Here is a 12,324-nt window from a genome sequence, read left to right as displayed (position 1 = left end):
GGCGTTGCGCACCGGTAGCGTGCCTGCCATGAAGCTGCGGATCGCGCTGGGCGTCGTCATCGCGTTGGTCGCCGCGCTGCTGGTGAACTCGTACGTCGTGACCAGAACCGCACATGCTGCCGAACCCTTCGCCGGTGGACACGTGCTGGAATTGGACGGACCCGACCTCAATGTCCGAGAGTATGGTCCGCCCGGTGATCGCGCTGTCGTTCTGCTGCACGGCTATTCGGCATCCATCGAGTGGTGGCAAGCGGTGGCGCCGATGCTGGCGCACGGGCAGCGGGTGGTGGCGATTGATCTCGTCGGCCACGGTGGCTCCGAGGCGCCGATCGAAGCCGAGCCATACTCGCCGGCGGGACAGGCGCGGGCGGTCGCCAACGCCCTTGTCGCCTTGGGGGTTCGGCACGCCGTACTCATCGGCCATTCGATGGGTGGTGAGGTGGCCGCGGTGCTCGCGCAGGGGCATCCCGACCTGGTTGACCGGGTGGTGGTCTCCGACACCCCGGCGGCCGACGGCTTGGTCAGCATGCCGCTGCTGGGCAAGATGGTGTGCTGGCCGATGGTCGGGCCGGCGCTGGACAGGGCGCGCGGTGTCGACGCGATCACCGAGAGTTCGTTGCAGACCGGATTCGCTGCCGGTTATCCGGTGCCGCAGTTCGCATACCGCTCGCTGAAACGCCTGACACATGCCGGGGTCTGTGATTCGAAGGCCGGCACTCGTTCGCCGGTGTCGGAAATTCTGGCGGGCCTGGGTAAGCCGGTACTCGTGGTGTGGGGTGAGCGTGATGTGCTCACCCCGACGGCCCCCAATGTCACCCAATTCACCGCTGCAGGGTTGCCGCCGCACATCATCAGTGGATCCGGGCACAGCCCGATGGTGGAGAAACCCGACGAATTCTTCACCGCGATCAGGGAATTCGTGGCCTAGCCCGCTGCGGGGAAACTAAAGGCCGCGCGCGATGACCAAACGCTGAATCTGATTGGTGCCCTCGAAGATCTGGGTGATCTTGGCTTCGCGCATGTACCGCTCGGGACGGAAGTCACGGGTGTAGCCGACACCGCCGAACACCTGCACGGCGTCGGTGGTGACCTTCATGGCCGCATCCGTCGCGATCAGCTTGGCGACGCTGGCCTGCGTCGAATAGGGCAGCCCGAGGTCGCGCCGCCGCGCCGCATCGAGATACGTGGCGCGTGCGCTACCCACTGCGGCGGCCATATCGGCGAGCAGGAAACCCAGACCCTGGTGATCGATGATCTTGCGGCCGAACGTGGTTCGCTCTTGCGCGTACCGCACGGCCTCGTCGAGCGCGGCTTGGGCGATGCCGACGGCCACCGCGGCGATGCCGAGGCGCCCGGAATCCAGCGCCGAGAATGCGATGGACAGGCCCTGGCCTTCGGCGCCGATCAATCGGGCGGCCTCGATGCGGGCATTGTCGTAGAACGCCGAGGTGGTCGGCACCGCGTGCAGGCCCATCTTCTCCTCGGGCTTGCCGAAGCTCAGGCCGTCGAGGTCGCCGGGTACCAGAAAACACGAAATGCCTTTGCTGCCTTCACCGGTGCGGGCGAACAGCGTGTAGAAATCGGCCTTGCCGCCATGGGTGATCCACGCTTTGGAGCCGTTGAGCACGTAGTGCTCGCCGTCGCGCACGGCGGCGCACCGGAGCGCGGCGGCGTCGGAACCCGCCTGCGGCTCGGACAGGCTGTAAGCGCCGATCTGCGTTCCGGACAGCATGCCGGGCAGCCAGCGCTGCTTCTGCTCGTCCGTGCCGAACGTCAGCAGCGCGTGCGAGGACAGGCTGTGCACGCTGACGGCCACCCCGATCGCCGCCCACCGGGCCGCGATCTCTTCCAGCACCTGCAGGTACACCTCGTAGGGCTGCCCGCCGCCACCCCACTCCACCGGCTGGGGCAGGCTCAACAGCCCGGCCGCGCCGAGCTGTGCGAACACGCCCGCTGGGTAGGTCTCCGCCTTCTCGTGGCCGTCCACGAGCGGGTCGAGCACCTTGTCGGCGATCTCGCGGGTCAACGCGATGAGTTCGCGCGCTTCTTCTGAGGGCAGTAGGCGGTCGACGGGCACGGGGTCACCTCTCGAAAAATAGTACTCGGAGTGGTCCAGCAGTATCCACAAAGAGTACTGGACGGCTCCACGCAGTACCATTGGCGCATGTCCGACCTCGCTGACGGCCGTTTCGCGACCCGTCGGCGGACCAGACTGTTCGATGAACTGTTGACCCTGTTCCTCGCGGAGGGCTTCAGCCACTTCACGCTCGATGAGATCGCGTCGAGGCTGCGGTGCTCGAAATCCACCCTCTACACCCTGGCTGCCAGCAAGGACGAGCTGGTCAAGCGCGTCACCGTGCACTTTTTCAAGCGCGCCACCAACGCCGTCGAAACCGCCTTGGCGCAGAGCGGAGAACCCGGCGAACGGGTCTCGGCCTACCTCACCGCGGTCGGGGAGGAACTCGCCATCGCGTCCGACGTGTTCATGGCCGACCTGTCTGCCTTCGCGCCGGCCCGTGGCGTCTATGAAGCCAACACCGACGCGGCCGCGAAGCGGGTCCGGGAACTGATCGAGGATGGCGTCGGCGCGGGGGCGTTCCGCGCGGTGAATGCCGCATTCGCCGCCGATCTCATCGCCACGATGATGGTCCGCATCCAGCAGCGCGGTGTCGCCACGGCGACCGGCCTGCGCGATGCCGAGGCCTACACCGAGTTGGCGACCCTGCTCACCTACGGCTTACAGCGCTGACCCCCGACCGGCCGTCTGTCCGCCCGCGCTGATCACCAGAGCGGCCATCACGAAGGCGATTCCCAACATCTCTGGCACCGCCGGAACCTGGTGCAACACCAGGGCGCCGATCACGGCCGCCGTCGCCGGAAGCAGGGCGAGCAGCAGAGCGAATCTGGCTCGGCCCACCCGCGTGAGGACGACCTGATCGAAGGCATACGGCACCGCCGTCGACAGCACCCCGACGCCGAGCCCGAACAACCAGGTCCGGGGCTGCGCGAACACGGTTGCGTCGTCGAGCAGTTGGCCGCTCAGCAGCGGTACTGCCAGCACCGCCGCGGCCACCGCCATCCCGACCGCCAGCGAGTCCAGTCCGCCGCCCGCGTCGGCCACCCGCTTGCCGAGCAGGATGTAGCCGGCCCACAGCGCAGCGGCGACCAGTGCGAAGACGATCCCGAGCGGGTCGGCGCCGGTCTGGACCCCGGCCAGCAGTGCGACACCGGTAGCCACCATCGCCACCGCCAGGATGTCGCGCAGTCGCCGCGATCCCGTTGGGGCGAGCGAAGCGACGGGAGGGCGCAGCGTCGCGACCGCCACCGGCCCCAGGAACTCGACGGCCACCGCGGTGCCGAGCGGGATCCGGGCGATCGCCTCGAAGAAGGCGACATTCATCCCGACCGTCACGATGCCGAACCCGCCGGCCACCGCGATGCCGCGGCGCGTCCAGGCGTGCCGCCACGGACGGCGCCAGGCGAGGAGCACCAGCGCGGCCGCGGCGGCGCGCAGCCAGGCGACGGCCGCGGGATCGGTCGTCTCGAACAGGAAAACTCCGACCGCGGCACCGACGTACTGGGAGATGGCACCGACGATGAAGAACGCGGGCACCGACCAGGCGGGCACCCGCGTCACGGCATCACAGCGCGGCGAGGATGTCGTTCACTCGGTCTCGCGCGTCACCGAAGAGCATCTGGGTGTTGTCCCGGAAGAACAACGGGTTCTGCACGCCGGCATAGCCCGAGGCCATGGACCGCTTGAAGACGATGACGTTCTCGGCGTTCCACACCGTGAGTACCGGCATGCCGGCGATGGGGCTGCCCGGGTCCTCGGATGCGGCCGGGTTGACGGTGTCGTTGGCGCCGATGACCAGCACGACCGCGGTATCCGGGAAATCGTCGTTGATCTCGTCCATCTCCAGGACGATGTCGTAGGGCACCTTCGCCTCGGCCAGCAGCACGTTCATGTGCCCGGGCAGCCGGCCGGCGACGGGGTGAATGCCGAATCGGACGTTGACTCCGCGCTCGCGCAGCTTGCGGGTGAGGTCGGCCACGCCGTACTGAGCCTGGGCCACGGCCATGCCGTAGCCCGGGGTGATGATCACCGAGTCCGCCGAGGCGAGCAGCTCGGCCGCGCCCTCGGCGGTGATCTCGCGGTGCTCGCCGTAGTCCTTGTCCTCGGCGGGGCCCGCCTCGATCCCGAAGCCACCTGCGATCACCGAGATGAACGACCGGTTCATTGCCTTGCACATGATGTAGGACAGGTAGGCACCGGAGGAGCCCACCAGCGCACCGGTGATGATCAGCAGATCGTTGGACAGCAGGAAGCCGGATGCGGCTGCGGCCCAGCCGGAGTAGCTGTTGAGCATCGACACGACGACGGGCATATCGCCGCCGCCGATGGAGGCCACCAGGTGCCAGCCCAGCAGCAGGGCGAGCACGGTGACGACGATGAGCAGCCACAGTTGCGGCTCGATGACGAACCACACCGTCAGGGCGAAGAACAGCACGAGTGCGCCGATGTTGAGGAAGTTCTTGCCGGGCAGCATCAGCGGTGACGATTTGATCCGGGCCGACAGTTTCAGGTTGGCCACGATCGAGCCGGTGAAGGTGACCGCGCCGATGAAGACGCCGACGAACACCTCGGCGGAGTGGATGCCGAGCATGCCTTCGCCGGCCAGATGTGCGGCTTCGGCGCCCGCGGAGTCACCCTCCACATGCAGGTAGCCGTTCCAGCCGACCAGCACCGCGGCCAGACCGACGAAGCTGTGCAGCAGCGCGATCAGCTCGGGCATACCGGTCATCTCGACCACCCGGGCGCGCCACAGGCCGATCGCCGCGCCGATGGCCATGGCGCCGACCAGCAGCGCTAGACCCAGCGGCTCGATGCGGCGGTCCAGTGCCAGTGCAATGGTCGCGACCAGGGCCACGGCCATGCCGGCCATCCCGAAAGTGTTGCCCGCCTTGGATGTTTCGTGCTTGGACAACCCGGCCAACGCCAAGATGAACAGCAGGGCCGCGACGACGTAGGCCGACGTGGCAGCAGTCTCTATCGTGAACATGGAATCCATTCCGCGAGGTCTGAGGATGGTGAACTTTGCAGGCTCAGCTGCGGGAGAACATTCCGAGCATGCGACGCGTCACCGCGAAGCCACCGAAGACGTTGATGCTGGCCAGCAGAATGGCCACGCCGGCCAGCACGGTGATCGGCAGATCGCCGTGGCCGATCTGCAGCAGGGCGCCGACCACGATGATGCCCGAGATCGCGTTGGTCACCGACATCAGCGGCGTGTGCAGCGCATGGTGCACGTGGCCGATCACGTAATAGCCGATCACGATCGCCAGCGCGAACACCGTCAGGTGCACCTGCAGTGCGACCGGAGAGATCGCGATGAGGGCGAACAGCACCGCGGCCGCGGTGAAGCTCAGCCCCAGCCGGCGGCCCGTCGACATCGGGACCTTGGCCTTGGGCGCCTGTACGGGTGCGGCCGCGGCGGCAGCCGGCGCCGCGGACACCTGCACCGGTGGCGGTGGCCAGGTGATCTCACCGGCGCGCACTACGGTGACCGAGCGCTGCACCACGTCGTCCCAGTCGAGGGTGAGCCGGCCGTCCTTCTCCGGGGTCAGCAGCTTGAGCAGGTTCACCAGGTTGGTGCCGTAGAGCTGGGACGCCTGGGCCGGCAACCGGCCCGCCAGGTCGGTGTAGCCGATGATCTTCACCCCGTTGTCGGTGACGACGGCCTGATCCTTGACGGTGCCCTCGACGTTGCCGCCGTTGGCCGCGGCCATATCGACGATCACGCTGCCGGACTTCATCGCGGCCACCATGTCCGCGGTGATGATCCGCGGCGCGGGGCGGCCCGGGATCAGCGCGGTGGTGATGATGATGTCGACGTCGGCGGCCAGCTCGGCGTACAGCGCCGCCTCGCGGGCCTTGTAGTCCTCGCCCATCTCCTTGGCGTAGCCGGTGGCCGACACCTCGGACGCGGCGGGATCGACGGATACGTACTCCCCGCCCAGTGATTTGACCTGGTCGGCCACTTCCGGGCGCGGATCGGTGGCCCGCACGATCGCGCCGAGGCTGCCCGCGGCGCCGATGGCCGCCAGCCCGGCAACCCCGGCACCGACCACCAGCACCTTGGCAGGGGGCACCTTGCCCGCGGCGGTGACCTGGCCGGTGAAGAACCGGCCGAAGTTGTGTGCGGCCTCGATGACGGCGCGGTAGCCGGCGATGTTGGCCATCGACGACAGCACGTCCAGTGACTGGGCCCGGGAGATGCGCGGGACCGCATCCATGGCCAGCACGGTGATCGGGCGGGCCGACAGCTTCTCGACGAGCTCGGGGTTCAGTGCCGGCGAGATCAGGCTGACCAGTGTCGCGCCGTCGCGTAGCTCGGGGATCTCGGTGTCGCTCGGTGCGTTGACCTTCAGCACCACATCGGCGTCCCAGGGCCGGCCGATCTGCGCGCCCGCTTCGACATACGCATCGTCGGTGAAGCTGGAGGCGACTCCGGCACCGGACTCGACGACCACCGAATAGCCCAGCTTGATGATCTGCCCGACGGTTTGTGGTGTGCCGGCGACGCGCGTCTCACCCGGCGCAGACTCACGTGGAATCCCGATGATCATCGACAGTGGTCCAATCTTTGGGGGCCCAATCTCTGGGCATCCGACCTGTTGGTTGGCATGCATGAGTTTCGCATCTGCTTTGCCGTTCGGCGCGGGCCCCCCTCTGACGGTGAACGATTGTTCACAGCCAATCGCGCCTCTTGAACGATACGTACAGCGCAATCACCAAGATCACGATCAACGTGGAACTGGCGATGAAGCCGACCGTGGTGTTGATCCCCGGATACTCCACGTTCTGGCCGTAGAAGCCGGTGATGGCGGTCGGCACCGCGATGATTGCCGCCCAGCCGGTCAACTTCTTCATCACGGTGTTGAGCCGGGCGTCCTGGAGCGACAGATTGGTCTCGAACACCGTGGTGACCATGTCGCGCAGCGATTCGGTCCACTCCGAGGCCCGCAGCACGTGGTCGTACAGGTCGGCGTAGAGCGGATCCAGTTCCGGGGCGGTCTGGGAGTCCAGCCTGCGGTGCTGGATGGTGCTGACCACTTCGCGCATGGGCAGCACCACCCGGCGTAGCTGGACCAGGTCCTTGCGCATCCGGTAGGTGCGTCGCTGCAGTCCGCGCCGCGGACCGCTTGCGTCGAAGAGCTCGTCCTCCAGCGACTCGATGGCGTCGTCGAGGTCCTGTACCGCTTCGAAATGCCCGTCCACCACAACGTCGAGCAGGCCGTGCACCAGCGCGCCGACCCCGTGTTCCTGGCCGCCGAGCTCGTCGAACCGGCGTGACACCTCGTCGATGTCGAATTCGCCGGCACCGTCGGCGCCGATGGCGGGCAGCCGCACCGTGATGAGTCCGCGGGGCAGGACGAACGCGGAGATCCGCTGTTTGACGAGGGTCGCCGTGCTGTCGTCATCGGCCGCGATCGTGTCGACGGCATAGACGGTGAAGAAGGTGTGCGAGTGATAGACCGACGCCTTGGTGCGCTCCATCGGCGCGGTGGCATCCTCCACCGCCCAGATGTTCAGCCCCAGCTCGTCGGCGAGCTGGCGCAGGTCGTCGTGGTCGGGGTTGTAGATATCGGCCCATACCAGGGTGTCCTCGGCGGCCAGGCAGTCCGAGATCGCCGCGAAGGCGAACCCGTCGACGGGTTGGCCGGACCGCCAGATCCGGCCGTGCACCTCGGTCATGGCGGTCCCACCAGATTCCCGCGCCGGATGTTCTCCCGGCAGGTGGCGCGGTCCTGATGGGTTTCGGTGACGCACACCTGCACCTGCTGCTCGATACCCGGCGGGTACGTGGGGTCGGTGGCCGCGGGGGTGAGGTGCGGGACGGGGACGGTACCGGAGTAGATCGACCACATGGTGTCGCCGGTGCTGGGCAGCCGGGCGCAATAGGCCTTCTCGCCGCTGCTGTTCTGGCCCGCGGCACCCAGGGTGGCGCAGTCCGCACCGATGAGCACCACCGGCACGTTGGGCGCAGCGCTCGGATGCCCCGCCCGTTCGCGTTCACCCACCAGATACGCCGCGGCCGCCACACCCGAGGCGGCCAGCACGGCGAGGACGCCGACGGCCAGCCGGGTGCGGCCGCGACGGGGCTTGGGCTTGCGGTAGACGTGCGCGGGAACGGTGAGATCGACGGGTCCGCCGATACTGGCCCGCAGCGCCGAGGCGAATTCCGCGCAGCTGCGATAACGGTCCTCGGGCGACTTCGCCAGCGCCCGGGACAGTACCGGGTCCAGATCGGCCAGCTCGGGTCTGCGACCGGCGATCGGTGGCGGCGGGGCGGTGATGTGCTGGCTGATGACCGCCGCCGGGTTGTCCTGCAGATACGGCGGCGAGCCGGTCAGAAGCTCGAAAGCCGTTGCCGCCAAAGAATATTGATCGGCCCGGCCATCGATGTGGGTGCCCAGCAGCTGCTCGGGCGCGGCGTAGGCGACGGTGCCGACGGTCATGCTGGTCGCGGTCAGCCTGCTGGTGTCGCCCATCCGCCGCGCGATACCGAAATCGGCGAGCAGCACCCGCGGCCGCCCGGCGCCGATGTCGGTGAGCAGGATGTTCGCCGGTTTGATGTCCCGGTGTAGCAGCTTGCGCTGGTGTGCATAGTCGAGCGCCTCGGCGACGGCGCTGACGATGTGCACCACCTCGTCCGCGCTCAGATCGCCCCGCTCACGCAGCAGCTGGCCGGCGTCGGTGCCGTCCACGTACTCCATCGAGATCCACAGCTGCCCGTCGTGCTCACCACGGTCGTACACGCGGACGATCGCGGGGTGGATCAGGTCGGCGGCGTAGTCGGCCTCCCGGTCGAAGCGGGCCTGGTACTCGGTGTCGGCGCTGACGTCCTTGCGCAGCACCTTGATGGCATCGCGGCGGGGCAGTCGCGGATGTTGCGCGAGATAGACCTCGCCCATCCCCCCGGATCCGAGCAGGCGCACCACGGTGTAGCCGGCGAACTGCTCACCGGGCGCTATCGACAATGCTCGCCTCCTACCGTGCTCACCTCATTGTCGCCGAAGTGCGGCGTGCCAACACGCAGACTCCCGCAAGTCAGGCGATGCGGCTGGCCGCGGTCCTTAAAACTCTCTGTGAGCGCAGCTATTCACCCCGGGTTCACCCGACCGTATACAAGGTGCAGCGTGTTCACCGGACTGCTGTTGAGGACGCGCGCCGTCAACCCGCTTCGGTGCACAGAGAGTCCAGGTACCCCGTGTCGGTCTTCGTCGATATCACCCCGGCTGAGGTGGCCGGGCCTGCGCCGGCGCCCTCCGGTGGATCAGGGAAATGGGGCGCGGCGCTGATCCGCGTGGGCTTGCCGCTGCTGTCGGTGCTGGTGTTCTTCGGGGTGTGGCAACTGGTGGCCGCCGCCGGCATCTGGAATCAGACCTTCGTGCCGTATCCGAGCACGGTCTGGCGAGCCTTCGTCGACGTCTCCACCACCCACGACGGGACCCGCGGTTATGCCGGCTACCTGCTGTGGGAGCACCTGTACATGACGCTGCGGCGGGTGTTCGCCGGTGTGGTCATCGGGGTGGCGCTGGGCGTGCTGTTGGGCCTGCTGATGGGATCTCTCGGCTGGCTGCGCAGCGTGCTGGAACCGTGGCTGACGTTCCTGCGGGCGCTGCCGCCGCTGGCCTACTTCTTCCTGCTGGTGATCTGGCTGGGTATCGATGAGGCGCCCAAGATCACGCTGCTGGCCCTTGCCGCGCTGCCGCCGGCTGCGGTGGCCACCACGGCGGCCGTGGTGGCCGCACCGGTGGGCTTGCAGGAGGCGGCGCGAGCGCTGGGCGCCGGCCGGACCCAGGTGATCCGCGATGTGGTGGTGCCCTCGGCGCTGCCGGAGACGTTCACCGGAATCCGGCTGGCGGTGGGCATGGCCTACTCATCGGTGGTGGCCGCCGAACTGTTCAACGGCATCCCTGGAATCGGCGGATTGGTCAAGGACGCAAGCAATTACAACAACACCCCGGTCGTGCTGGTCGGGATTTTCGCCATCGGGTTCTCAGGTCTGGTCATCGATGGCGCACTGCGGGCCGCTGAGCGGCGGGCCGTTCCCTGGAGAGGAAAAATATGAGATTCACGTCGTTACTGGCGGTCGCGGCGGCCGCCGTCCTCTCGGCGGCCGGCCTTGCCGGGTGCGCGGTGGACCATTCCGGCCAGGACGCGCAGAAGCCGACCATTCGCGTTGCCTACCAGTCGTTCCCGAGTGGCGATCTGATCGTCAAGAACAGCAAGTGGCTGGAAGAGGCACTGCCCGGCTACAACATCAAGTGGACCAAGTTCGACTCGGGCGCGGACGTCAACACCGCCTTCATCGCCAAGGAAATCGATTTCGGTGCAATCGGTTCCAGCCCGGTGGCGCGCGGACTGTCCGCGCCACTGAACATTCCGTACAAGGTGGCATTCGTGCTGGACGTCGCCGGTGACAACGAGGCATTGATCGCCCGCAACGGCACCGGGGTCAACTCCATCGCCGACCTCAGGGGTAAGCGGGTGGCCACCCCGTTCGCGTCCACCGCGCACTACAGCTTGTTGGCGGCCCTGGCGCAGAACGGATTGAGCGCAGCCGATGTCCAGTTGATCGACCTGCAGCCGCAGGCCATCCTGGCGGCCTGGGACCGCGGTGACATCGCGGCCGCCTACACCTGGTTGCCCACGCTGGATCAGCTGCGCAAGACCGGGAAGGATCTGATCACCAGCCGCCAGCTGGCCAAGGACGGCAAGCCCACCCTGGACCTGGGCGTGGTGTCCGGTGAATTCGCCGCCGCCCACTCGGATGTGGTGGACGTGTGGCGCCACCAGGAGGCCCGTGCGCTCAACCTCATCAAGGATGATCCGACCGCGGCCGCGAAAGCCATCGCCTCCGAGATCGGCTTGCCCCCGGAAGATGTTGCGGGACAGTTGAAGCAGGGCGTGTACCTGACTCCGCAGGAGGTCGCCTCGCCGCAGTGGCTGGGCAGCGAAGGCAAGCCGGGCAACATCGCCGCCAACCTGGAGAGCGCGTCGGCGTTCCTGGCCGAGCAGAAGCAGATCCCGGCGGCCGCGCCGCTGAGCACGTTCTCCGACGCCATCTACACCAAGGGGTTGCCCGATGTCCTCGACAAGCAGTGACCTGGCCGGGCGGCTGCTGATCAAGAACGTCGAGCACCGCTACGGCAAGGGTTCGGGCGCCGTCACCGCGCTGGGCCCGGTGGACCTCGACGTCGATCCCGGCGCCTTCCTGGTGCTGGTGGGGGCGTCGGGTTGCGGGAAGAGCACCTTGCTGCGGCTGATCGCCGGCTTCGAATCACCCAGCGCGGGTGCGGTGCAGGTGGCCGGTGCGTCCCCGACGCCGGGGGTGACTTCCGGCGTGGTGTTCCAGCAGCCGCGGCTGTTCCCGTGGCGCACCGTCGGCGGCAACATCGATCTGGCGCTCAAGTACGCCAAGGTGCCGCGGGAGCGTCGGGCCGAGCGCCGTGCCCAACTGCTCGAACGCGTCGGGCTGGAGGGCACCGGCGACCGCAAGATCTGGGAGATCAGCGGTGGCCAGCAGCAGCGGGTGGCGATCGCCCGGGCGCTGGCCGCCGAGACGCCGCTGTTCCTGCTCGACGAGCCGTTCGCGGCGCTGGACGCGCTGACCCGCGAACGCCTGCAGGACGACGTCCGTCAGGTCAGCGCGGAATCCGGACGCACCACGGTGTTCGTCACACACAGTGCGGACGAGGCGGCGTTCCTCGGCTCGCGGATCGTGGTGCTGACCCGACGGCCCGGCAAGGTCGCGCTGGATCTGTCGTCGGAGCTGCCGCGCGCCGGCGTCGATGCGACGGAACTGCGGCGGTCACCGGAGTATCTGCGGCTTCGGACGGAAGTGAGCGATGCGGTGAAGGCTGCCGCGGCGTAGCCGCGAATCGAGCTGGAGCGGCGTAGCCGCGAATCGAGCTGGTGCGGCGTAGCCGCGAATCGAGCTGGAGCGGCCTGAACACCCAAACGAAAGAGGCACCCGCCGCGGCGGGTGCCTCTTTCGTAAGTCGGGGTCTAGACCGGCGGGTACGCCGGCGGCGGGTACACGCCGCGCAGACCCCAGGCCAGCCAGCTGAAGAAGAACTCGCCCTCGTCGCTGATGTCGTAGTCCGGATTCGGGTCCATCGGTGCCTCCCCAGCCTGGCTATTGCTTTTGCAAAGTCTAACGCGATTGGGCCAGGGTGTGAGACCCGATCCCGCCGATTGCCTAGACTGGCCAACCAGTTGATCGGTTCTCAGTTCGCCGGGTCTGCAGATAG

At 67.8% G+C, this 12,324-nt stretch carries 12 protein-coding genes; 5 read left to right on the top strand and 7 right to left on the bottom strand.

Annotated elements, in window-relative coordinates:
- Window positions 1-28 precede the first annotated feature (28 nt).
- Window positions 29-928 carry an alpha/beta fold hydrolase gene (locus tag ACXPWS_RS30440; RefSeq protein WP_458710213.1) on the top strand — a complete coding sequence of 300 codons (900 nt, stop codon included), beginning with the start codon at window positions 29-31 and terminating at the stop codon, window positions 926-928.
- Window positions 929-943: 15 nt separating this feature from the next.
- On the opposite strand, the gene ACXPWS_RS30435 is transcribed toward ACXPWS_RS30440, so the two are convergent.
- The gene (locus ACXPWS_RS30435) at window positions 944-2,077 is read right to left on the bottom strand and encodes an acyl-CoA dehydrogenase family protein (RefSeq protein ID WP_458710212.1); all 1,134 of its coding nucleotides are present in this window, start codon (window positions 2,075-2,077) and stop codon (window positions 944-946) included.
- A gap of 87 nt (window positions 2,078-2,164) precedes the next feature.
- Here ACXPWS_RS30435 and ACXPWS_RS30430 point away from each other — a divergent pair, with 87 nt between their 5' ends.
- A complete protein-coding gene (locus tag ACXPWS_RS30430) occupies window positions 2,165-2,749 on the top strand; it encodes a TetR/AcrR family transcriptional regulator (protein WP_458710211.1) in 585 nt (194 codons plus the stop codon).
- Here ACXPWS_RS30430 and ACXPWS_RS30425 read toward each other — a convergent pair.
- The 5 genes from ACXPWS_RS30425 to ACXPWS_RS30405 all read right to left on the bottom strand — a co-directional run bounded on the left by ACXPWS_RS30425 (window position 2,738) and on the right by ACXPWS_RS30405 (window position 9,045).
- A complete protein-coding gene (locus ACXPWS_RS30425) occupies window positions 2,738-3,637 on the bottom strand; it encodes an EamA family transporter (protein ID WP_458710210.1) in 900 nt (299 codons plus the stop codon). The two genes, ACXPWS_RS30430 and ACXPWS_RS30425, sit on opposite strands and share 12 nt — an antisense overlap.
- Before the next feature lie 4 nt (window positions 3,638-3,641).
- The gene (pntB, locus tag ACXPWS_RS30420) at window positions 3,642-5,063 is read right to left on the bottom strand and encodes a Re/Si-specific NAD(P)(+) transhydrogenase subunit beta (protein ID WP_458710209.1); all 1,422 of its coding nucleotides are present in this window, start codon (window positions 5,061-5,063) and stop codon (window positions 3,642-3,644) included.
- 43 nt (window positions 5,064-5,106) lie between these two features.
- On the bottom strand, window positions 5,107-6,630 hold the full coding sequence (locus ACXPWS_RS30415) for a Re/Si-specific NAD(P)(+) transhydrogenase subunit alpha (protein WP_458710208.1): 1,524 nt from the start codon (window positions 6,628-6,630) through the stop codon (window positions 5,107-5,109).
- Window positions 6,631-6,751: 121 nt separating this feature from the next.
- Window positions 6,752-7,759, bottom strand: coding sequence for a magnesium transporter CorA family protein (locus ACXPWS_RS30410; RefSeq protein ID WP_458710207.1), 1,008 nt, complete (start codon window positions 7,757-7,759; stop codon window positions 6,752-6,754).
- Complete coding sequence (locus ACXPWS_RS30405) at window positions 7,756-9,045, bottom strand: serine/threonine-protein kinase (RefSeq protein ID WP_458710206.1); 1,290 nt, start codon at window positions 9,043-9,045, stop codon at window positions 7,756-7,758. Before ACXPWS_RS30405 ends, ACXPWS_RS30410 begins: the two co-directional genes overlap by 4 nt.
- 230 nt (window positions 9,046-9,275) lie before the next feature.
- Here ACXPWS_RS30405 and ACXPWS_RS30400 point away from each other — a divergent pair, with 230 nt between their 5' ends.
- The 3 genes from ACXPWS_RS30400 to ACXPWS_RS30390 are packed head-to-tail and all read left to right on the top strand — an operon-like array spanning window position 9,276 to window position 11,945.
- Entirely contained in the window at window positions 9,276-10,139 is an 864-nt protein-coding gene (locus tag ACXPWS_RS30400) for an ABC transporter permease (protein ID WP_458710205.1), read from the top strand.
- A complete protein-coding gene (locus ACXPWS_RS30395; RefSeq protein ID WP_458710204.1) occupies window positions 10,136-11,176 on the top strand; it encodes a taurine ABC transporter substrate-binding protein in 1,041 nt (346 codons plus the stop codon). Before ACXPWS_RS30400 ends, ACXPWS_RS30395 begins: the two co-directional genes overlap by 4 nt.
- Window positions 11,157-11,945, top strand: a complete 789-nt coding sequence (locus ACXPWS_RS30390; RefSeq protein ID WP_458710203.1) for an ABC transporter ATP-binding protein — start codon at window positions 11,157-11,159, stop codon at window positions 11,943-11,945. Before ACXPWS_RS30395 ends, ACXPWS_RS30390 begins: the two co-directional genes overlap by 20 nt.
- Window positions 11,946-12,079: 134 nt before the next feature.
- Here the strand turns inward: ACXPWS_RS30390 and ACXPWS_RS30385 are convergent, their stop codons facing one another.
- On the bottom strand, window positions 12,080-12,190 hold the full coding sequence (locus ACXPWS_RS30385) for a hypothetical protein (RefSeq protein WP_019514171.1): 111 nt from the start codon (window positions 12,188-12,190) through the stop codon (window positions 12,080-12,082).
- Between the last annotated feature and the right edge of the window lie 134 nt (window positions 12,191-12,324).

The sequence above is a fragment of the Mycobacterium sp. BMJ-28 genome, assembly GCF_054404835.1.
Note: the sequence above shows the minus strand (reverse complement) of the source record. Positions and strands in the feature narration are given on the sequence as shown.

What these genes read in the sequence shown, in the direction of transcription:
- ACXPWS_RS30440 (WP_458710213.1), top strand. Translation starts at nt 29, where the DNA reads ATGAAGCTGCGGATCGCGCTGGGCGTCGTCATCGCGTTGGTCGCCGCG.
- ACXPWS_RS30430 (WP_458710211.1), top strand. Translation starts at nt 2,165, where the DNA reads ATGTCCGACCTCGCTGACGGCCGTTTCGCGACCCGTCGGCGGACCAGA.
- pntB (WP_458710209.1), bottom strand. Translation starts at nt 5,063, where the DNA reads ATGTTCACGATAGAGACTGCTGCCACGTCGGCCTACGTCGTCGCGGCC.
- ACXPWS_RS30415 (WP_458710208.1), bottom strand. Translation starts at nt 6,630, where the DNA reads ATGATCATCGGGATTCCACGTGAGTCTGCGCCGGGTGAGACGCGCGTC.
- ACXPWS_RS30410 (WP_458710207.1), bottom strand. Translation starts at nt 7,759, where the DNA reads ATGACCGAGGTGCACGGCCGGATCTGGCGGTCCGGCCAACCCGTCGAC.
- ACXPWS_RS30395 (WP_458710204.1), top strand. Translation starts at nt 10,136, where the DNA reads ATGAGATTCACGTCGTTACTGGCGGTCGCGGCGGCCGCCGTCCTCTCG.
- ACXPWS_RS30390 (WP_458710203.1), top strand. Translation starts at nt 11,157, where the DNA reads ATGTCCTCGACAAGCAGTGACCTGGCCGGGCGGCTGCTGATCAAGAAC.
- ACXPWS_RS30385 (WP_019514171.1), bottom strand. Translation starts at nt 12,190, where the DNA reads ATGGACCCGAATCCGGACTACGACATCAGCGACGAGGGCGAGTTCTTC.